The 20393-nt window shown below is 41.1% G+C and carries 20 protein-coding genes; 7 read left to right on the top strand and 13 right to left on the bottom strand.

The window, feature by feature from the left end:
- Positions 1-4 precede the first annotated feature (4 nt).
- Entirely contained in the window at positions 5-823 is an 819-nt protein-coding gene (gene proC, locus C9J46_RS06560) for a pyrroline-5-carboxylate reductase (protein WP_107246365.1), read from the bottom strand.
- 85 nt (positions 824-908) lie between these two features.
- Positions 909-1619, bottom strand: coding sequence for a YggS family pyridoxal phosphate-dependent enzyme (locus tag C9J46_RS06555; RefSeq protein WP_107206594.1), 711 nt, complete (start codon positions 1617-1619; stop codon positions 909-911).
- Positions 1620-1641: 22 nt separating this feature from the next.
- Here C9J46_RS06555 and C9J46_RS06550 point away from each other — a divergent pair, with 22 nt between their 5' ends.
- Together C9J46_RS06550 and C9J46_RS06545 are read left to right on the top strand one after the other, a co-directional pair.
- Entirely contained in the window at positions 1642-2679 is a 1038-nt protein-coding gene (locus tag C9J46_RS06550; protein WP_005371345.1) for a type IV pilus twitching motility protein PilT, read from the top strand.
- A gap of 33 nt (positions 2680-2712) precedes the next feature.
- On the top strand, positions 2713-3828 hold the full coding sequence (locus tag C9J46_RS06545; RefSeq protein WP_107260179.1) for a PilT/PilU family type 4a pilus ATPase: 1116 nt from the start codon (positions 2713-2715) through the stop codon (positions 3826-3828).
- Positions 3829-4185: 357 nt separating this feature from the next.
- Here the strand turns inward: C9J46_RS06545 and ruvX are convergent, their stop codons facing one another.
- The 8 genes from ruvX to C9J46_RS06505 form a co-directional block, all read right to left on the bottom strand.
- Entirely contained in the window at positions 4186-4617 is a 432-nt protein-coding gene (gene ruvX, locus C9J46_RS06540; protein ID WP_107206596.1) for a Holliday junction resolvase RuvX, read from the bottom strand.
- Positions 4614-5177, bottom strand: coding sequence for a YqgE/AlgH family protein (locus C9J46_RS06535; protein WP_107206597.1), 564 nt, complete (start codon positions 5175-5177; stop codon positions 4614-4616). Before C9J46_RS06535 ends, ruvX begins: the two co-directional genes overlap by 4 nt.
- Before the next feature lie 123 nt (positions 5178-5300).
- The gene (gene gshB, locus C9J46_RS06530; RefSeq protein WP_045084456.1) at positions 5301-6251 is read right to left on the bottom strand and encodes a glutathione synthase; all 951 of its coding nucleotides are present in this window, start codon (positions 6249-6251) and stop codon (positions 5301-5303) included.
- Positions 6252-6272: 21 nt separating this feature from the next.
- On the bottom strand, positions 6273-7004 hold the full coding sequence (gene rsmE, locus C9J46_RS06525; RefSeq protein WP_045084455.1) for a 16S rRNA (uracil(1498)-N(3))-methyltransferase: 732 nt from the start codon (positions 7002-7004) through the stop codon (positions 6273-6275).
- A 187-nt stretch (positions 7005-7191) separates the two neighbouring features.
- Positions 7192-7965 carry an endonuclease gene (locus tag C9J46_RS06520; protein WP_107206599.1) on the bottom strand — a complete coding sequence of 258 codons (774 nt, stop codon included), beginning with the start codon at positions 7963-7965 and terminating at the stop codon, positions 7192-7194.
- 118 nt (positions 7966-8083) lie between these two features.
- Positions 8084-8569, bottom strand: coding sequence for a SprT family zinc-dependent metalloprotease (locus tag C9J46_RS06515; RefSeq protein ID WP_107206600.1), 486 nt, complete (start codon positions 8567-8569; stop codon positions 8084-8086).
- 154 nt (positions 8570-8723) lie between these two features.
- A complete protein-coding gene (metK, locus tag C9J46_RS06510) occupies positions 8724-9878 on the bottom strand; it encodes a methionine adenosyltransferase (RefSeq protein ID WP_107206601.1) in 1155 nt (384 codons plus the stop codon).
- Positions 9879-10321: 443 nt separating this feature from the next.
- The gene (locus C9J46_RS06505) at positions 10322-11281 is read right to left on the bottom strand and encodes a DUF2333 family protein (protein WP_107290679.1); all 960 of its coding nucleotides are present in this window, start codon (positions 11279-11281) and stop codon (positions 10322-10324) included.
- Between the two features lie 365 nt (positions 11282-11646).
- Here C9J46_RS06505 and epd point away from each other — a divergent pair, with 365 nt between their 5' ends.
- The 5 genes from epd to C9J46_RS06480 all read left to right on the top strand — a co-directional run bounded on the left by epd (position 11647) and on the right by C9J46_RS06480 (position 17318).
- A complete protein-coding gene (epd, locus tag C9J46_RS06500) occupies positions 11647-12693 on the top strand; it encodes an erythrose-4-phosphate dehydrogenase (RefSeq protein ID WP_107206603.1) in 1047 nt (348 codons plus the stop codon).
- Between the two features lie 98 nt (positions 12694-12791).
- Positions 12792-13955 carry a phosphoglycerate kinase gene (locus tag C9J46_RS06495; protein WP_107206604.1) on the top strand — a complete coding sequence of 388 codons (1164 nt, stop codon included), beginning with the start codon at positions 12792-12794 and terminating at the stop codon, positions 13953-13955.
- A 161-nt stretch (positions 13956-14116) separates the two neighbouring features.
- Positions 14117-15193, top strand: coding sequence for a class II fructose-bisphosphate aldolase (gene fbaA, locus C9J46_RS06490; RefSeq protein ID WP_105060950.1), 1077 nt, complete (start codon positions 14117-14119; stop codon positions 15191-15193).
- A 309-nt stretch (positions 15194-15502) separates the two neighbouring features.
- Positions 15503-16387, top strand: coding sequence for a small-conductance mechanosensitive channel MscS (mscS, locus tag C9J46_RS06485; protein WP_107206605.1), 885 nt, complete (start codon positions 15503-15505; stop codon positions 16385-16387).
- Positions 16388-16604: 217 nt separating this feature from the next.
- Positions 16605-17318, top strand: coding sequence for an oxidative stress defense protein (locus C9J46_RS06480; RefSeq protein WP_107206606.1), 714 nt, complete (start codon positions 16605-16607; stop codon positions 17316-17318).
- Between the two features lie 75 nt (positions 17319-17393).
- Here the strand turns inward: C9J46_RS06480 and serA are convergent, their stop codons facing one another.
- The 3 genes from serA to C9J46_RS06465 form a co-directional block, all read right to left on the bottom strand.
- On the bottom strand, positions 17394-18623 hold the full coding sequence (gene serA, locus C9J46_RS06475; RefSeq protein WP_107206607.1) for a phosphoglycerate dehydrogenase: 1230 nt from the start codon (positions 18621-18623) through the stop codon (positions 17394-17396).
- Positions 18624-18911: 288 nt separating this feature from the next.
- Positions 18912-19571: a ribose-5-phosphate isomerase RpiA gene (rpiA, locus tag C9J46_RS06470; protein WP_005371376.1), complete on the bottom strand. Its 660-nt coding sequence runs from the start codon at positions 19569-19571 to the stop codon at positions 18912-18914.
- Between the two features lie 217 nt (positions 19572-19788).
- A complete protein-coding gene (locus C9J46_RS06465; RefSeq protein WP_107206608.1) occupies positions 19789-20385 on the bottom strand; it encodes a 5-formyltetrahydrofolate cyclo-ligase in 597 nt (198 codons plus the stop codon).
- Positions 20386-20393: the final 8 nt, after the last annotated feature.

The following is a 20393-nucleotide window of genomic DNA, read 5'->3' as shown; positions in this document are numbered from 1 at the left end:
AACCTTAAAACAATTGTTCCATTTCTTTAGCTCGAGATACGGCTGCTTGCATCGCTTTAGCAACAATATCTGAGAATTGATGTTGATTAAATGTATTAATAGCTTCAGCTGTCGTGCCACCTTTTGAAGTGACTTGATCACGTAGTGTCGACAATGAAGTATCTGGATTCGCTTTTACTAATTCAGCGGCACCTAAAGCGGCTTGCTGAACCAGTAAGCGCGCAGTATCGGCATCAAACCCTTGGTTCATCGCTTCTTGCTGCATTGCTTCCATAAACAAAAAGAAGTAGGCGGGAGCACTGCCTGCTGCGGCAATAATACCATTGATACCTGATTCTTCTTGTACCCAACAAATTTCGCCTACGGCTTGTAATAGTTGAGTGGCAAATAATCGATCGGTTTCTGTGAGTTGTGGGTTTGCATATAAGCCGCTCATCCCCTTACCAATTAAAGAGGGAGTATTTGGCATTACACGAACCAATTCAACTTGCTGGCCTAACATTTCACATAAGCGCTCGCAATTAATGCCAGCGGCAATAGAAATCACTAATTTTCCCGCAAAGTTAATGTCTTGCAGTGGTTTACACACTTCTTCCATAAGTTGTGGTTTAACCGCAAGAACAACAACATCAGCATCTTGAGCAGCATTTAGGTTATCGCTAGTGGTATGAATACCAAAGTCACGCGCTAAAGGTTCACGGCGAGCATCGCTAGGGGCGGTGGCCGTAATCTTTTTTGCATCGTAACCGCTAGCAACTAATCCTGCGATAATTGAGCGAGCCATATTACCTGCCCCAATAAAAGCAATTGAGCGTTGTTCCATGTAAAATCCTTATAAATAGGTACAAACTTAATGTTTTTTACCTTAATTGAGCTGTTGTTATCATGAACAGTACGAATATTAGTAATTATTCTTTGTTACCGTAATCACGAGCACCAAAAATCGCGGTGCCAATACGAACAATTGTACTACCTGCTGCAATTGCCGCTTCCATATCACCACTCATTCCCATTGATAATGTATCAACATTGGGATAAGTCAATTTCAACTGTTCTAGTGTATCAGCCAACGCTTTAAAAGTGGCAAATTGGCTGTCGTAATCTGTGGCCGGTTGTGGAATCGACATTAAACCGCGCAGTTCAATATTTGGCATTGCAGCTATTTCTGCGGCCAGTGCAGGCACTTCAGCCAAGGTTATTCCCGATTTTGTTGCCTCAGCGCTGCTATTAACTTGCAGTAAAACTTGCAGCGGTGCCATTGACGTTGGACGTTGATCGCTTAAACGTTTTGCTGTTTTTATACGATCAATAGAGTGCACCCAATCAAAATGCTCTGCGACAAGGCGAGTTTTATTAGATTGGATCGGCCCAATAAAATGCCATACAAGCAAGTTTTTCTCCGGATGGCTCGCAAAGTGATTAACCTTATCAACACCTTCCTGTACGTAGTTTTCGCCAAAGGCATACTGGCCTGCAGTAATGGCTTCTTCGATCGCTTCCACTGGCTTGGTTTTACTTACTGCCAATAGTTGCACGGAATCTGCAGCCCTGCCGCATTTTTCAGTTGCTAAGGTGATCTGGTTGATGACCTCAGCAATATTTTGTTTGATACTAGTCATAATTGATTCTTGGGGAAAATTTATGGATATCACCGAATTACTGGATTTTAGTGTAAAGCATAACGCATCGGATCTACATCTTTCTGCAGGTGTTCCACCGATAATTCGTGTTGATGGCGATGTTAGAAAGCTCAGTATGCCAGCACTTGATCACAGTGAAGTACACCGTTTAGTGTTTGACATTATGAACGATGCCCAGCGCCGTGAGTATGAAGAAAACTTAGAAGTCGATTTTTCATTTGAAATTCCCGACATCGGTCGCTTCAGGGTTAATGCTTTTCATCAGTCTCGTGGTTGTTCGGCGGTGTTTCGAACCATTCCTATTCATATTCCAACATTGGAATCGTTAAACGTTCCTGATGTTTTTTATGATATTGCCCAGCTTTCACGTGGCTTGGTATTAGTAACAGGTGCGACTGGCTCGGGTAAATCGACCACGATTGCTGCGTTAGTTGATTATATCAATACCAACTATAACCGTCATATTCTGACGATTGAAGATCCGATTGAATTTGTTCACAGCAGTAAACGTTGTTTGATCAACCAGCGAGAAGTGCACCGTGACACATTGGGCTTCCAAAACGCACTGCGTTCAGCACTGCGTGAAGATCCCGATGTGATTTTAGTGGGTGAGCTTCGTGATCAGGAAACCATCAGTTTAGCGTTAACCGCTGCTGAAACGGGGCACTTAGTTTTAGGTACCTTGCATACCAGTTCTGCGGCAAAGACGGTCGATCGTATCATTGATGTTTTCCCTGGTAGTGATAAATCCATGGTTCGTTCTATGTTATCGGAGTCGTTACGCGCAGTGATATCACAAAGCTTATTAAAGTGTGTGAGCGGTGGTCGTGTAGCCAGCCATGAAATTATGATGGCAACACCTGCGATTCGTAACTTGATCCGTGAAGATAAAGTCGCACAAATGTTTTCAATGATCCAAACCGGCTCATCGATGGGAATGCAAACCATGGAGCAAAGCGTGAAGATGCTGGTGGCAAAAGGCTTAGTTGAAGCTGAAGAAGGTCGTCGTATTGTTGATACCAGTCAGCGCGGTTTCTAATAACACCTCAGGTTTAACGAGGTAGGAAAAGAGATGAATTTAGATAGTATATTAGCGCAAATGGTTGAGCGTAAAGCGTCGGATTTATATATCACCGTCGGCTCAGCATGCTTACTGAAAGTTGATGGCAACTTACATCATCTTGGCGAATTACTTGATCGCGCAGCAGTGGATTCGTTGTTCCACGAAGCGATGGACGATGAGCAATATAAAGAATTTGTTGCGACCCGTGAGGCCAATTTTGCCATTGTCCGTAATGGTTGTCGTTTTCGATTAAGTGCATTTTGGCAACGTGAATTACCGGGTATTGTGGTCCGTCGAATCGAAACCAAGATACCGAATATTCATGAGCTTAACCTACCGCTGGATATGGAAAGATTAGCACTGGCTAAACGTGGTTTAGTACTGGTGGTTGGGGCGACAGGCTCAGGTAAATCGACATCCATGGCGGCCATGACGGGGTTTAGAAATCAAAACCGCAGTGGACATATTTTAACGGTTGAAGATCCAATTGAGTTTATCCATGAACATAATAAATGCATCATAACTCAGCGTGAGGTTGGGCTTGATACTGCCAGTTATGAAGTGGCATTGAAAAACTCACTGCGTCAAGCTCCAGATATGATCTTGATCGGCGAGATCCGAAGTCGTGAGACGATGGAATATGCGATGACGTTTGCCGAAACAGGGCACTTGTGTATGGCAACACTACACGCGAATAACGCCAACCAAGCACTTGAACGTATTCTTCATCTTGTACCAAAAGAGCGACGTGAGCAGTTTTTGTTTGATCTGTCGTTAAACCTGAAATGTATTTTAGCGCAACAGTTGATCCCTGATGCCAATGGTGTCGGACGACATGGTGTTTATGAACTGTTGCTCAATACGCCACGTGTCGCTGATTTGATCCGTCGCGGTGAGTTACATGAAATTAAAGATGTGATGGCAAAATCAAATCAGGCTGGAATGGTGACGTTTGATCAATCGTTATATGCATTATTTCGAGATGGGAAAATCACCGAGCAAGATGCACTGCACCACGCTGATTCACCGAATGATCTTCGCTTAATGATTAAAGTGGGTGATCCTAATAATAAAACGTCAAACAGTACCAGTACGCTATCTGGGGTGAAATTAGATCTTCAGTAATATGCTTGTGATGATCCTAACGCATTAGGATCATCATAAACTAGTTACTTATATTTAATGCTTTATTTGAGTTTAATTTTAACCTATTGAATTTTATTGAAAATCATTTAAATTATTTTAGTGATAATTGTCGGAGCAGCTTTTGAGTTCAAGAGGTACAAAAGCTGTACAAGCTGTACAAACAAGAAACAGCAAGGCCTTGAAGGAGGATCTTAGTACAGGTTTTGATCGTGTTTAGCTTTATGATGATCAATAAGAAAAAAGCTGTACAAGGTTCGACAATTGTTAGGTTTTAGATAATAAAAAAGACAAGTACCTCAACAGCACTTGTCTTTTTTGTTTCAGAAACTTGTAATATTAAGCGCTGTATTGACGTTCAAACCAGCTTTCTAAAATAACGACAGCAGATTGTGAGTCGATATTACCTTTACTTAATGAGCGATAACCACCACGCTCAAACAGTTCTGCTTTTGCTTCAACAGTACTTAAACGTTCATCGTGTAGTTCAACTTGGCAACCAAAACGACCATGTAAGCGATTAGCAAATTTTTTCGCCCGTGGTGTAATGCTTTCAAGCTCTTTACCTTCAAGGTCTAAAGGTAATCCTACAACGACTAAATCAGGTAGCCATTCTTTTAAAATCTTTTCAATATCATCCCAATTGGGGATGCCATCTTTGGCTTTTAAAGCGGCAAGGGGAGTAGCGGTTCCTGTCAGCTCTTGACCAATAGCAACACCAATACTTTTGGTGCCGTAATCAAAACCTAATACACTGCGAGATTGACTCATGCGTGACCTATGTCTAAAGAAAGGTTTGCTGGTGTAAAGCCAAGTTTTTCAATTGCTTTATGCCAACGTTCGTCGATAGGAGTGGAAAAAATAATGGTGTCATCTGCTTCAATGGTGAGCCAATTGTTATCAACCAGTTCTTGCTCTAATTGCCCCGCATCCCATCCGGCATAACCTAGCGCGACCAGAAATTGGTTTGGCGCTTGTGCAGTACCCAGCTCAGATAAAATATCCAGTGAGGTGGTCACGGCTAATTCGTTATTCACAGGTAAACTTGAGCTATATTCACCTTTCGTGGTGTGAAGTACAAAACCACGATCTTCAGAAACGGGTCCACCATTAAGTACCAGTGATTCTAAGCTAATAGGATCGGCAACAGGTAGCTTTCTCTCAACTTCTATTTGCTCCAACATATCAGCAATAGAAATATCGATAGGTTGGTTAATAATGATCCCCATTGCGCCTTCATTATTATGCTCACAAAGATAAATAACACTTTGCTTAAATTGAGGATCTTGCATAGTGGGCATCGCCACTAAAAAGTGGTTGGTCAAATTCATCTACAACACCAGAGTTTGATACAAATCAGCGAGCGTTCACTCGTTACTGATAGGTAAAAAAGCAGCGACATTGCCGCTGCATTCTTAATTTGAGTATGGTTGATGATTGTCAGTAAAGCGATATTACTTCGCGTTTACTCGACGTTCGATAGCATCCATTAATTTACCTGTAATTGAGATATCAAAAGCCGCTTCAATCTCGCGGATACAGGTTGGGCTAGTCACATTAATTTCCGTTAGCTTGTCACCAATCACATCAAGTCCAACAAAAATGAGGCCTTTTTCTTTTAGAACTGGCGCAACGGTTTCTGCGATCTTACGATCAGTTTCACTGATTGGACGCGCTTCACCACGTCCGCCAGCAGCTAAGTTACCGCGAGTTTCCCCTTTAGCAGGAATACGTGCTAGGCAGTAAGGCATAGGCTCGCCATCAACCACTAAGATACGCTTATCACCATTACTAATATCAGGAACAAAGGTTTGTGCCATGCAGTAGTTTTGGCCCATATTAGTTAGCGTTTCAATGATAACCGATACGTTAGGATCGCCTTTCATTACACGGAAAATTGACGAACCACCCATACCATCAAGTGGCTTTAAGATCACATCTCCGTGCTCTTGGTGGAAGGCTTTTAGTTTCTCGGCGCGACGAGTAACAATAGTGGTTGGTGTTAGCTCAGGGAACCATGCCGTAAACAGCTTTTCATTACAGTCACGTAGGCTTTGTGGCTTGTTTACAATCAGAGCGCCATTATCTTCGGCACGCTCAAGGATGTAAGTCGCGTAAATGTATTCAGTATCGAAAGGAGGATCTTTTCGCATTAGTACAGCATCAAGATCTGATAATTCAATTTCTTGCTCGCTGTGAAAATCAAACCAGTGATCAGGATCTTGTTGTACTGTGACGACACGCGTACGGGCAATCGCTTTACCTTGCTCTAAAGATAGATCATTCATTTCCATGTAATGAATTTCCCAGCCGCGACGCTGAGCTTCTAACATCATAGCAAAGCTAGAATCTTTCTTGATATTGATAGACTCGATAGGGTCCATCACGATACCCAGTTTGATCATTGTGTTCTCCTAATCTCTAATTTAGCCTAAATCACCGAAGCGTACTTGCAGTGCGGTGATGGCTGTCATTGCGGTGGTTTCGGTACGAAGTACGCGAGGCCCCAGCAAAATTTCATCAAATTTATATTGTTCTGTCATGCTGATTTCATCAGCAGATAAACCGCCTTCAGGGCCAATCAATAAACGAACATTAGTGACTGGTGTTGGAAGCGTGTTTATCGAATAATTAGCGCGAGGGTGTAAGTTGAGCTTTAGACCATCATATTCTTCAGCACACCATTGTTCCAGTTTCATCACTGGGCGAATAGTAGGGACAACATTACGACCACATTGCTCACAAGCTGCAATGGCGATTTTTTGCCACTGTTCGAGTTTTTTTTCAAAACGTTCAGCATTTAATTTAACGCCACATCGTTCTGAAATTAGCGGTGTAATGGTATTCACCCCTAACTCGACAGATTTTTGAATGGTGAATTCCATTTTATCACCACGTGAAATCACCTGACCTAAATGGATATCTAGTGGGGATTCAATACTGTGTTCAACCCGAGATTGGATTTCTACTTCAACGCTTTTTTTACTTGCGTTGGTGATAACGGCGGGAAACTCTGCATTACTGCCGTCAAACATTAATAGCTCTTGGCCTACTTGCATACGCATAACGCGACCAACATGGTTAGCAGCATCGTCACTGAGCATTACCTTGCCGTGAGAAGGTAAAGATTCTGGATGATAAATACGTGGAATTCTCATAATGCGGTCATCTATGCAATAAAAAAAGAGTAATGACGAATCTTAACATGGATGAGCAATTCGCCAATTATTCAGGCTTAAATAAAACATGTTATTTCTATCGCAACATGTTTGTTATGGTTAGAGAGAGCCATAAAAATGTTATGTATGCTCTCTCATACATAACAAGTTACGGTGCTGAAACGTTTTAGGCGCATCGACTCGCGAGGATTGGATTAACATTGCCTTGGATCTTTTCAATCTTAGCTGCACGTTCACATTCCCACTTAGATACAGGGTACTGTTTATCCCAACTATTCATTAATTGGCGTTGTTGACGACTCATTTTATATTTTGGATATACGGCTTCAAAATACATATAGGTACGAGCAATCACCCCGCGAGCACGCTCGGGCGGTTGAGCATCATGATCCTTTTTATCAATGATCATGTCGCAACTACCAAATGAACGATAATTCTTGCTGTTGGTTTTAGGCAGCATTACATAATTATAGTTTTGCCTTGCAGCATTAACGGCGCCAATGGCAGGGTATAAATTATAAAGGTCGGATTGCATTAAGCGGTATTCGTTATTGGCTTTTTCTGCACATTTACGGCCTTTAAAGGCTTTTCCTTTACTATCAACACAAACGGCAGCACCTTCACGCCATTCACTAAAAGCACGACCAAAGTTCTCGGCTGGAACGACATGCTCCGCTTCCCAGCGTTTAACGCGTTTTTTATACACTTCAGTAGAAAAACCGGAGGGTAATGTCACGTATTTTTTATTGTTGAAATCAGCACCACAGTAAATGGTTTTCATGTCTTGAGGAGAAATATAAATTTCCGTTTGCATGATTTTTTTTGCTTTGCTGAAAGAGGGATTAGTCGTGTTGCCAAGTTCGCTTGGCTTATAAGAGGTCGCAAATGCGGTAACAGGTAATAGTAGGGCAATAGCAAAACAGCTTGAGATACGTGTCATGAATGTAGTTCATTAATTATTTATCGTATCACTAGCTTACTGATATTTTTCTCTTTGAGAAGCGTGTCGCAATTATTTGTAACTGTGCTTTTTGATTATTTTCATACAGAATCGTACGCTACTGAGGCGAATACACCAAAACTTCACGGCATCGGCGACAATGGTAGTTGGCTTGTCCACGTAAGATACGGTTGTGCCGGCGAATAGTTAACGGATATTCGCTACAGCTACATTTATAGAGATAAGTGTCACCTGAGACTGAGCTGACATCAAAGCGATGTGTTGTTCTTGGTGCTACTTGAAACACTTCTCGCATGATCAATTGCCACTCTCTACCATGCGGTTTTACCCGGCCAAACAGTTTAAACACAATTAAATGTGCCACCTCGTGTGGAACAACTTCGTTTAGAAAAGCGTCTGCGTTTTCATTGAGTAAAACTGGGTTAAAACGGACTTCCCAGCTTTGTAAGCGTGCACTTCCCGCAATTTTCCCTCGTTGGGTAAAAGTCACCGTCGGCATTTTTAAACGTTTATTAAGGCGTTGATTGGCGGTTTTGATGGCGTGTTCGACACGTTTGATAACTTGTTGTTGCAGTGAATTCATTGTTACTCGTTCTTGGTTATTGAGATCGGCACTATACACCGAAGATAACGCGCTGGCGAGAGTAGGGAAGCAAGGTGTTTTTATTGCACATAGATAAACGGCAAGTAATAAAAAAGGACGCCTAAGCGTCCTTTTTTGTGCACGATTAAGTGTATTACTTAATGTTTGCGAAATCGCGAAGTGCAGCCACTTTATCTGTTTTTTCCCAAGGGAACTCTTCACGACCAAAGTGACCGTAAGCTGCAGTCTTCTTATAGATTGGTTGTAGAAGATCTAGCATTTCTTGTAGGCCATATGGGCGTAGGTCGAAGTGCTGGCGTACAGCTTCAATGATGATCTCATGTGCTACTTTTTCAGTACCAAATGTTTCCACCATGATAGATGTAGGATCGGCTATACCAATAGCGTAAGAAAGTTGGATTTCACAACGATCTGCCATGCCAGCTGCGACGATATTTTTTGCTACATAACGTGCTGCATATGCTGCAGAGCGGTCAACTTTTGATGGATCTTTACCAGAGAAAGCACCACCACCGTGACGTGCAGCACCGCCGTAGGTATCGACGATGATCTTACGACCAGTCAAACCACAGTCACCCATTGGGCCACCGATAACGAAACGACCGGTTGGGTTGATAAAGAATTTTGTCTCTTTATTTAACCATTCCGCAGGCAGTACTGGTTTGATGATTTCTTCCATTACTGCTTCACGTAGATCAGACGTTGAAATTGAATCACTGTGCTGAGTTGATAGAACAACCGCATCAATACCAACAATTTTACCTTGATCGTAAGCGAACGTTACCTGAGATTTTGCATCAGGACGTAACCAAGGAAGCGTGCCGTTCTTACGTACTTCAGCTTGACGCTGAACTAAGCGGTGAGAGTAAGTGATTGGCGCAGGCATGAAGACTTCAGTTTCATTGGTTGCGTAACCAAACATGATACCTTGGTCACCAGCACCTTGTTCTTTTGGATCGGTTTTATCAACACCTTGGTTGATATCAGGAGACTGTTTACCGATGGTGTTCATTACTGCACAAGAGTTTGCATCAAAGCCCATATCTGAATGGACATAACCGATTTCACGTACGGTTTCACGTGTTAGCTCTTCAATATCAACCCAAGCAGATGTGGTGATCTCACCACCAACCATTACCATGCCGGTTTTTACGTAAGTTTCACAAGCTACACGCGCTTTAGGATCTTGTTCAATAATTGCATCCAATACAGCATCTGAAATTTGATCTGCAATTTTATCTGGATGACCTTCTGATACCGACTCAGAAGTGAATAAATGTTTTGCCATCGGTAGTCTCACTTTCTTTTGAATTTAGTCGCACGGTAGCGTTTATAACGCTGTTATATAGCTATATGTACGTTTGTATGTATAGAGCTACTTCCGTCTAGACGTCTATAATACATCGAGAACAGATAAAATCAACAATATGAAAACTAGGGTTTCTTATTGTATAAAAAAATTGAATAGCTCTATTGTGGTGGTTGATAGACATAGTTTTCATCTAACGTACTGATAAATAATTATATTTATCTTAAATGTTTACACTGTGGCCTTTTTTAACTCAAAAATGTAATCACAAATTGACTATATAAAGTTTCTTTTATTAAAAATAACGATAAACAGACTTTATATACCTGAGTACAAGCAATATTTTATAGGCTATAAAGTCCGCTTCGTATGCTGGTGGATTTAGTTATAGATTGCGGTATCTATAATATGACAAGAATTTATTATCTTTTTTCTAGCAGATTGATGAGATCAACGGTACCTGCTTGAGCGCGAGACACGTAATTTGCCATGATCAAAGAGTGGTTAGGCAATAAACCAAATCCCATACCATTTAAAATCATTGGACTCCAAATCGTTTCTTGGGTTGCTTCAAGCTCACGAATTATCTGATTAATCATGACCGTTGCTTTTTCTTCTTCTAGCAGTGGTTCAAAATCATGTTTCATTGCTTTCATTAGCAGCAATATGGCCCAAGTAGAGCCTCGTGATTCGTAAAAAACATTATCAATTTTGAACCAGCTTGTTTTCGGCGCATTGAGTGAAACTTCCTTACCTTCTGTTTTGCTATCCATTATTAACTGTGGCTCACCCACAGATGAGCCAAGGTCTTGTGAAATAGTGCCTAAGCGTTTTTGTACTACTTCAAGCCAAGCCACTAAATTATCATCCCGTGAATAAAATTGTGCTGGATGGCGAGATGCCGAAAGGCGGTCACGGTATCGAGTAAGGGCGTCAATTGCATTTTGATATTCAGACTCGGCACTTGGAAAGTTCCAGCTATGGCTATTGATATTGAGCGCGGGTTGGGCTTCTTTTAAATCTGAATCGACATGGCTTTCATTTTGAGGACGGCTAAGATTATCTTTTAGTACCAGTGCCATATCTCGTACTTGCGTTAATACCCCCGTTTCCCATGCTGGCATGTTATCCATTAATAAGCTGGGTGGTAATTTATCGTTAGTAAGGAACCCACCTTGCTTATTAATCAGTAATTCTGAAATATGAATCAGCGTTGTGGTGGTCTCATACCCAGTCGTTAAAGTTTGTTGATTGAGCTTGGCTTGCTCTGCCGCATAACTGTCTGGATTAAATGTATCTGGTTCAAATGACCAATAAATAGACAAAAAGTAAAGTACGACGGTGAAAAATACTGCGCCAATAATGACTTTTACTTTCGACATAACCACCTCTTTGGAATTGCTTAATATGAACTTTTTTTCATTTATCTATTAGCTATATGTAAAAAAGTGAAGGTTTGTTAATGCCAATCCTAATCTTAAACGCCGTTTATTAATGCGTAGAAAAAGACGCTGAATGAACAAATAGTGACTTTTTAATACGTGATTTTTCGCTGTTTTATGCCTATAAATCAGTGATATTTTAAGGTTAAAGTAGAGGATATACGCGAAAATATTGATGAGTGGTGAGACTATCTATTTGGTTCTATTAGAGATTAAGTCTGCTTGGTGAGAGATGTCACAATTATGGTGATTCTGTATCTAGCTTGGTATACACTAACGCAGCTTAGTATTTTTGTAGCACGGATATGACACTAAAAGTCGCAATAAATGGATTCGGTCGCATTGGTCGCAGTGTGCTTCGCGCATTGTATGAAAGCGACAAACATCATCAGATTAACGTCGTGGCTGTTAACGAATTAGCAGAGCTGGAAGCAATGGCTCATCTACTTCAATACGATTCTAGCCATGGGCGTTTCAAAAATCCTGTCAGTCATGATCAGGAGCATCTTCTTATTGCCCATGAAAATGGTCGCCAAGATCAAATTCGTATCCTCCACCAACCTGATCTAAAATTATTGCCTTGGCATGATCTTGATGTCGATATTGTTTTAGATTGTACCGGTAAGTTTGGTTCTCGTGATGACGGTTTAGCGCATATCGCATCAGGCGCTAAAAAAGTATTATTTTCTCATCCTGCTAGCAAAGATATTGATTGCACCGTTATCTATGGTGTTAATCATCAACAATTAACATCTCAGCACCGCATTGTTTCCAATGGTTCATGTACGACCAACTGTATTGTCCCCATTATTAAAATCTTAGATGATCAGTTTGGTATTGAATCAGGCACTATTACGACCATTCATTCCGCTATGAATGATCAACAAGTCATTGATGCTTATCATCCCGATTTACGCCGAACGCGCGCAGCAAGTCAGTCAATTATTCCTGTTGATACTAAGCTACACCTTGGAATTGGTCGTATATTTCCGAAGTTTTCCGACAAATTTGAAGCGATTTCTGTGAGAGTGCCCACAATAAATGTCACTGCTATGGATTTGAGTGTCACAGTTAAAACAAATGTGAAAGTTAATGACGTAAATCAATCATTAAAAAATACGTCTCGTTGTACATTAAGTGGTATTGTGGATTACACAGAAGCGCCTTTAGTGTCGATTGACTTTAATCACGATCCCCATAGTGCAATCGTTGATGGCAGCCAAACTAGGGTAAGCAACCAGCATTTAATTAAATTGTTGGTGTGGTGTGACAATGAATGGGGCTTTGCTAATCGTATGTTGGATACAGCGTTAGCAATGCATGCAACCGAAAATACGGATGCTGAAAAGTAAAATAGTAAGAATTACTGGGCTTGGCGTTGGAACATTAATGACGACAGGCTGTCAATTTTATGAACTTTTATTTTTAATAATGTTTGAGAGGACAAAACATGTCTGTAATCAAGATGACTGATCTGGATCTAGCTGGTAAGCGTGTATTTATTCGTGCTGACCTAAATGTGCCAGTAAAAGACGGTAAAGTAACTTCAGATGCACGTATCATTGCATCTCTACCTACAATTAAGCGTTGCCTAGAAGCAGGCGCTAAAGTAATGGTTACTTCTCACCTAGGTCGTCCAACGGAAGGCGAATACGCAGAAGAATTCTCTCTACAGCCTGTAGTTAACTACTTAAACGACGCACTAGATTGTGACGTTAAATTAGCAAAAGATTACCTAAATGGTCTTGAGCTAAATGCAGGCGAGCTTGTTGTTCTTGAGAACGTACGTTTCAACAAGGGCGAGAAGAAAAACGAAGACGAACTATCTAAGCAATACGCTGCACTTTGTGACGTATTCGTGATGGATGCATTTGGTACCGCTCACCGTGCACAAGCATCAACTTACGGTGTGGGTATGTTTGCACCAGTTGCATGTGCTGGCCCTTTACTAGCAGGCGAGCTAGAAGCATTAGGCAAAGCAATGGACAACCCAGCGCGTCCAATGGTTGCTATTGTTGGTGGTTCAAAAGTATCAACTAAGCTAACTGTACTTGAGTCACTATCTAAAATTGCTGACCAAATTGTTGTTGGTGGTGGTATTGCTAACACATTCATCGCGGCTGAAGGCAACGATGTAGGTAAGTCTCTATACGAAGCTGACCTAATCCCAACGGCTAAAGCGCTAATGGCAAGCACTGACATCCCAGTAGCAACGGATGTTGTATGTGCTAAAGAGTTCTCTGACACCGCTGAAGCAACAGTTAAATCAGCATCAGACATCGCAGCTGACGACATGGTTCTTGACCTAGGTCCTGATTCAGCACAAGCGCTTGCTGACATCATCATGAATGCGAAAACGATTCTTTGGAATGGCCCTGTAGGCGTATTCGAAATCGAGCAATTTGGTAAAGGTACCGAAGTTGTTGCGAATGCAATCGCAGAGTCTGCAGGTTTCTCTGTAGCGGGTGGTGGTGACACACTAGCGGCTATCGATAAGTACGGCATCAAAGATAAAGTATCTTACATCTCAACAGGTGGCGGTGCGTTCCTTGAGTTCGTTGAAGGTAAGAAATTACCAGCAGTTGAAATGCTAGAGTCTCGCGCTAAAGCATAATTATTTTGGGCGTGGGAGCCGAATTTACGCTAAATATGAGTGTTGCTTCCACGTTTAAATGTTTGTGATAGCTATCAACTTTCAGTAGAATAGCAAGCAATCGCAAACGTTTGCACAAGAATTTTTCCACAGACAACAAAGTAAATAATAGGACTATTGTTATGTCTAAGATCTTTGATTTTGTAAAACCTGGTGTTATTTCTGGCGACGACGTTCAGAAAGTATTCGCAGTAGCTAAAGAAAACAACTTCGCACTTCCAGCTGTTAACTGTATCGGTACAGATTCTGTTAACGCTGTACTAGAAGCGGCAGCTAAAGTTAAGTCTCCAGTTATCGTTCAGTTCTCTAACGGCGGTGCTGCATTCTTTGGCGGTAAAGGTCTTAAACTAGAAGGTCAAGGTCCACAAATCCTTGGCGCTATCGCTGGTGCTAAATATGTTCACGCTGTTGCTGAGTCTTACGGTGTTCCTGTAATTCTTCACACTGACCACGCTGCTAAGAAACTGCTTCCTTGGATCGACGGTCTACTAGACGCGGGTGAAGAGTTCTTCGCTCAAACTGGTAAGCCTCTATTCTCTTCTCACATGATCGACCTTTCTGAAGAGTCGCTAGAAGAGAACATCGAAATCTCAGCTAAGTACCTTGCGCGTATGGCTAAGATGGACATGACACTAGAAATCGAACTAGGTTGTACTGGTGGTGAAGAAGACGGCGTTGATAACTCTCACATGGACGCATCTGAGCTTTACACTTCTCCAGAAGACGTTGCATATGCATACGAGAAACTAAGCGCTGTTAGCCCACGTTTCACTATCGCTGCTTCTTTCGGTAACGTACACGGTGTTTACCAAGCAGGTAATGTTGTATTAACTCCAACTATCCTACGTGATTCTCAAGCATACGTTTCAGAGAAGTTTGGTCTTCCAACTAACTCTCTAGATTTCGTATTCCACGGTGGTTCAGGTTCTTCTGAAGCTGAAATCCAAGAGTCTATCGGTTACGGTGTTATCAAAATGAACATCGATACAGATACACAGTGGGCTTGTTGGGATGGTATTCGTCGCTACGAAGCTGAAAACCACGATTACCTACAAGGTCAAATCGGTAACCCAACTGGTGAATCAGCGCCTAACAAGAAATACTACGATCCACGCGTATGGCTACGTGCAGGTCAAGTATCAATGGTTGAGCGTCTAGAAAAAGCTTTCGCTGATCTAAACGCAGTTGATGTTCTTTAATCGAACTTCAGCTATATAAAAAGTGAAAAGCCCGCTTTTGGCGGGCTTTTTTTTTGTATTTCATAATGGATTGTACTTAAATTGTTGTTTAGTGATATTTAAGTTAATTTATGTAAACATCATTTTTTTTAGTAGCTATTTACTAATAAAAACAGGAATAATTGGTATCAATATTCCGTAGTGTGTTTTTTCGCGATGAGATAGACAAACGGAAAGACAGTTCTAATGGCGTAACTCCTAGAATAATCACGCTATCTACGACTTACGCTATAGATTTATTTTAAGTAAACATAAGAGAGAGCACTTCAAATGACTGAGAGCGTTACAGACAAGGTTGTCGAAAAAATTTCTGATAACACATTAACTAATGGTGTGTTACACGCTGGAAACTGGCTGAGTAATAACCAGGATCTTTTGATCCAATACGCAGTAAATCTTGTATCAGCACTGCTAATCCTGTTTGTCGGCAATATGATCGTAAAAGCCGTTGCTGGCGCAGTTGCTAAAGTATTACGTAAAAAAGATATGGATAACGCGGTTGTTGAATTTATTCACGGCTTAGTTCGTTATCTACTATTTGTTATCGTATTAATTGCTGCACTAAGCCGTATTGGCGTTCAAACTGCTTCAGTGGTAGCAGTGATCGGTGCCGCGGGTCTTGCGGTTGGTCTTGCTCTTCAAGGCTCTCTATCGAACTTTGCTGCAGGTGTTCTGATTGTTGCTTTCCGTCCATTCAAATCTGGCGACTTCGTAGAAGTAGCCGGTGTGTCTGGTGCTGTAGAATCTATCCAGATTTTCTCTACTGAGCTACGTACGCCTGACAACAAAACAGTAGTCGTACCAAACTCATCTATCATTGGTAACCCAATTACAAACTATTCTCGTAATGCGACACGTCGTATTGATCTTGTCATTGGTGTTTCTTACAGCGCTGATCTTCAAAAAACCAAAGAAGTACTTAAGCGTGTTGTAACTGCTGATGAGCGTGTTCTTAAAGATCCAGAGCCAACAATTGGTGTTGTTGCACTTGCTGACTCTTCAGTGAACTTTGTGGTACGTCCATGGGTTAATACGCCTGATTACTGGGCGGTATACTTCGATCTTAACCAAGCAATTAAAGAAGAGCTTGATAAAGAAGGTATCGAAATCCCATTCCCACAAATGGATGTTCACCTAAATAAAGTTGATGCTTAATTTATTTAAAGCATAACGAATAGAAATGGAGCCTAATTGGCTCCATTTTTTTATCTACAGAAAATAGAAATAGTCATTAATTAATCATAAAGGAACGATGTTCAAAATAAATAATCTAATAAGGGATAGATTTCATTTTTTTGGGGTCAAAGTTGATAGATTATTTATCTTATGACTACGATAAATAAAAATAACTCTTTGTTAGCGAGGATTGATAATGAAAAAACACCTATTAGCTATATTATTAAGTACCAGTGCACTTATCTCTACAGGCGCTGTTGCCGCTGATCTATCATTTCCTCATTTAGAAACAACAGGGCGCGGTGAAGTCGTGGTGAAGCCTGATATGGCAGTATTCTCTGTGGATGTGGTTGCGACACAACCAACAGCTTCAGGTGCAAAGCAAGCTGCAGATCAGGCTGTGACTAAGTTTATTGAGCGTTTAACCAAAGCGGGTGTTGAACGTAAAAATATTAATAGTGCCAATATTTCTCTTTCTGCACAGTACCGTTATCCGAAAGATCAAGCACCAGAGTTCACAGGCTTTAAAGCAACCCGTAATGTGGTTGTAACGGTATACAAATTAGAGAATCTTAATACTTACCTTGATGGTGCATTAGGTGATGGTATTAATCAGATCAACAACATTACGTTGAAAGTAAAAGATCAGAAGAAATACCAAGAAGAAGCACGCCAAGCTGCGATTACCAATGCCAAAGAAGTGGCTGCATCTTTAGCGAAAGGCTTTGGTGATAAAGTTGAAGGTGTATGGCAGATTGATTACAACACGGCTTCTCGTCCAATGCCGTATCGAATGGCTAATTATGTCGGTAGTGCGATGCAAGACTCCGCAGCGGTTAACCAAAGCTACAGTGAGAATAACATTGTTATCTCTGATAGTGTGAACGTGATTTTCAAGTTAGCCAAATAATCGTAATTGCTGTTAGTTGATGGAATAAAAAAGGAGAGCTGATGCTCTCCTTTTTACTATTTATTCACGCTGTAATTAGTGAAGAATACGCGCACGAATAGTACCTTCGATTGTTTTCAGTTTTGCTAGTGCTTCTTTTGAACGTTCAGTTTCAACATCAATGACGACATAACCAATTTCAGCGCCTGTTTGTAAGAACTGAGCAGCGATATTGATACCTTCTGAAGCAAAAATTGTTGTGATTTGGTTTAAAATACCTGGGCGGTTTTCGTGAATATGGAGTAGACGAGAACAACCACGGTGCTCAGGGAGTGATACCTCAGGGAAGCCAACAGCAGATAACGTTGAACCATTATCTGAGTATTTCACTAGTTTACCTGCCACTTCAATACCAATGTTTTCTTGTGCTTCTTGGGTTGAGCCTCCGATGTGAGGCGTCAAAATAACGTTATCAAATTGCAGTAGAGGGGATTCAAATGGGTCGTTATTGGTTTTCGGTTCAACAGGGAATACATCGATAGCTGCGCCTGCAATATGTTTGCTTTCTAACGCACTACAAAGCGCATCAATATCCACGACGGTACCACGTGCTGCGTTAATAAAGATAGAACCTGGCTTCATGCGTGCAAATTCTTCAGCACCCATAATGTTTTGTGTCTCTGGTGTTTCTGGTACGTGCAGTGAAATCACATCGGATTTATTTAAAAGCTCACTTAACGATGCGACTTGTGTTGCATTACCTAAGGTTAATTTACTTTCAATATCGTAAAAACAAACGCGCATTCCGAGGTTTTCAGCCAAGATACCAAGTTGAGTACCAATATGACCGTAGCCGATAATACCTAGGGTTTTACCACGCGCTTCAAATGAGTTGTCTGCAGATTTTATCCATTCGCCACGATGCGCTTTAGCGTTCTTTTCTGGAATGCCACGTAAAAGAAGAAGAAGTTCACCTAAAACAAGCTCAGCAACACTACGGGTATTTGAAAATGGTGCGTTGAAAACGGGGATACCGCGACGCATAGCTTCATCTAAATCAACTTGGTTAGTACCAATACAGAAACAACCAACAGCGGTAAGTTTTTTCGCTGCAGCAAAAACTTCAGGTGTTAATTGTGTACGAGAGCGAATACCAATGAAGTGGGCATCTTTTACCGCTTCTAGTAGCTCTTCACCAGCAAGTGATCCTTTGTGGTACTCAATGTTGGTGTAACCTGCTTGTTTTAGCACTTCTAGAGATGAAGGGTGTAGTCCTTCTAATAATAGAATTTTAATTTTATCTTTATTGAGTGAAACTTTGGCCATGGTTCTCATCCTTAAAAACGCAGCTAACTGAATGTAAAACAAAGAAATGTCAGGTGGTGAAATGTCTTCTTTACAGCCACAGTAGCGAAATGGTTAAACGTTTGCTAATAGCTTATTAATAAAGTATCAAAAAATAGCCACTATGGGTAAGAATATTACAAAAAAGATAATAAAAAACGGCATAAGCTAGAATTAGAATCAATAAGCTATGCCGTTTTGAAAGGAAATAACATTTATAATGGGATCAATAGCGTTTGATCATTTCGAATAAAACGCGATCATTGTATGTTATTTCTCGAATTTTTTTACACCGTCAGGTGAGCCAACCAATAATACATCTGCGCCACGGTGAGCAAATAGACCAACAGTTACAACACCGGGTAGGGCGTTGATCTTATCTTCCATTGCTTTAGGATCGGTGATCTTCATGTTATAGACATCAAGGATCATATTACCGTTATCAGTCACAACGCCTTCACGGTAAGCTGGATCGCCACCAAGTTTTACTAACTCACGGCCAATGAAAGAGCGCCCCATAGGGATCACTTCAACTGGAAGCGGGAATTGACCCAATACGTCAACTTGCTTGGTATCATCAACGATACAGATAAATTTTTTCGCAATTGCAGCCACGATTTTTTCACGAGTAAGCGCTGCACCGCCGCCTTTAATCATGTCGTAGTCTGCGTTAATTTCATCAGCACCATCGACATAAATATCAAGTGAAGCAACTTCATTTGCATCAAATACAGTAATGCCTAGTTGTTCAAGACGTTCAGTTGAAGCGACTGAACTTGAAACAGCACCTTTAATTTCTTCTTTGCGAGTTGCTAAGGCATCGATGAAGTGATTAACCGTAGAGCCAGTACCTACACCTACAATTGTTCCTTTCTGTACGTATTCAAGTGCTGCCCAACCTGCTGCTTTTTTCATTTCATCTTGTGTCATGCCATTCTCCTCGTTATGACTAATACGCCGAGTAAGCGTTGATGCTAATTATAACGAATTGGAAATCGTTCGTCAGTGCGATTATGAACAATCACAATGCAAAATAAGAAATAAAAACATAAGGTTATTTATAACAATTAGTTAGATTATCCATTTTCATTGAAACTAAAGTAAACGATTGCTTCAATAGGGGGATTTGATGCTCGCATTTGTATTGTTACCAACAATAGATCTTTGACGGGGTAATGATTTTAGGTAACGGCACATCCCATTGTTCACTTGGTAATTGTTCTACATGTTGGCAATCATGGGCTAGCCCTAGCGGGTAAGGGCCTTGTTTATGCTGATGCCACTGACTAAGAGTGCGATCATAGTAGCCCCCTCCCATACCTAAGCGTTGCCCGGAGTTATCAAAAGCCACCAATGGGGTGCAAATAATATCTAATTCATTCACAGGTTTGACTGCTCGCACATCGAGAACGGGCTCTGAAATTTGATAGCGATTTTTACGCATAGGGGTGTTAGAGGTGTAGTGAAGAAATAACAAGTGTCCTTTGCTAAAAGGATGCAACACTGGTAGATAAACAGATTTTCCGTTTTGCCATAACCAGTCGATAATGGGGTGAGTGCTGATTTCACCGTCATTGGTCAAATAAAGCGCAATATGTTGACTCGTCAGAAATTGTTGGCATTGCTTAATTTGTTTAAGTAATTGTAGGCTAGCGTGCCTTTGTTGTTCTGGAAGAAGTTGTTGTCGCTGTATGCGGATCTGTTGTCTGATTTTTTGTCGTGGGGTTACAAGCTGTGGTGTCATTTGGCTCA

Origin of the sequence: Photobacterium sp. GB-36 (assembly GCF_003026135.1) — a bacterium.
In the GTDB taxonomy this organism is placed as follows: domain Bacteria; phylum Pseudomonadota; class Gammaproteobacteria; order Enterobacterales; family Vibrionaceae; genus Photobacterium.
Note: the sequence above shows the minus strand (reverse complement) of the source record. Positions and strands in the feature narration are given on the sequence as shown.

What these genes read in the sequence shown, in the direction of transcription:
- serA (WP_107206607.1), bottom strand. Translation starts at nt 18,623, where the DNA reads ATGGCCAAAGTTTCACTCAATAAAGATAAAATTAAAATTCTATTATTA.
- C9J46_RS06550 (WP_005371345.1), top strand. Translation starts at nt 1,642, where the DNA reads ATGGATATCACCGAATTACTGGATTTTAGTGTAAAGCATAACGCATCG.
- fbaA (WP_105060950.1), top strand. Translation starts at nt 14,117, where the DNA reads ATGTCTAAGATCTTTGATTTTGTAAAACCTGGTGTTATTTCTGGCGAC.
- gshB (WP_045084456.1), bottom strand. Translation starts at nt 6,251, where the DNA reads ATGATCAAACTGGGTATCGTGATGGACCCTATCGAGTCTATCAATATC.
- rsmE (WP_045084455.1), bottom strand. Translation starts at nt 7,004, where the DNA reads ATGAGAATTCCACGTATTTATCATCCAGAATCTTTACCTTCTCACGGC.
- C9J46_RS06505 (WP_107290679.1), bottom strand. Translation starts at nt 11,281, where the DNA reads ATGTCGAAAGTAAAAGTCATTATTGGCGCAGTATTTTTCACCGTCGTA.
- metK (WP_107206601.1), bottom strand. Translation starts at nt 9,878, where the DNA reads ATGGCAAAACATTTATTCACTTCTGAGTCGGTATCAGAAGGTCATCCA.
- C9J46_RS06480 (WP_107206606.1), top strand. Translation starts at nt 16,605, where the DNA reads ATGAAAAAACACCTATTAGCTATATTATTAAGTACCAGTGCACTTATC.
- C9J46_RS06495 (WP_107206604.1), top strand. Translation starts at nt 12,792, where the DNA reads ATGTCTGTAATCAAGATGACTGATCTGGATCTAGCTGGTAAGCGTGTA.
- C9J46_RS06520 (WP_107206599.1), bottom strand. Translation starts at nt 7,965, where the DNA reads ATGACACGTATCTCAAGCTGTTTTGCTATTGCCCTACTATTACCTGTT.
- C9J46_RS06535 (WP_107206597.1), bottom strand. Translation starts at nt 5,177, where the DNA reads ATGAATTTGACCAACCACTTTTTAGTGGCGATGCCCACTATGCAAGAT.
- proC (WP_107246365.1), bottom strand. Translation starts at nt 823, where the DNA reads ATGGAACAACGCTCAATTGCTTTTATTGGGGCAGGTAATATGGCTCGC.
- epd (WP_107206603.1), top strand. Translation starts at nt 11,647, where the DNA reads ATGACACTAAAAGTCGCAATAAATGGATTCGGTCGCATTGGTCGCAGT.
- ruvX (WP_107206596.1), bottom strand. Translation starts at nt 4,617, where the DNA reads ATGAGTCAATCTCGCAGTGTATTAGGTTTTGATTACGGCACCAAAAGT.
- C9J46_RS06555 (WP_107206594.1), bottom strand. Translation starts at nt 1,619, where the DNA reads ATGACTAGTATCAAACAAAATATTGCTGAGGTCATCAACCAGATCACC.
- C9J46_RS06515 (WP_107206600.1), bottom strand. Translation starts at nt 8,569, where the DNA reads ATGAATTCACTGCAACAACAAGTTATCAAACGTGTCGAACACGCCATC.
- rpiA (WP_005371376.1), bottom strand. Translation starts at nt 19,571, where the DNA reads ATGACACAAGATGAAATGAAAAAAGCAGCAGGTTGGGCAGCACTTGAA.
- mscS (WP_107206605.1), top strand. Translation starts at nt 15,503, where the DNA reads ATGACTGAGAGCGTTACAGACAAGGTTGTCGAAAAAATTTCTGATAAC.
- C9J46_RS06545 (WP_107260179.1), top strand. Translation starts at nt 2,713, where the DNA reads ATGAATTTAGATAGTATATTAGCGCAAATGGTTGAGCGTAAAGCGTCG.
- C9J46_RS06465 (WP_107206608.1), bottom strand. Translation starts at nt 20,385, where the DNA reads ATGACACCACAGCTTGTAACCCCACGACAAAAAATCAGACAACAGATC.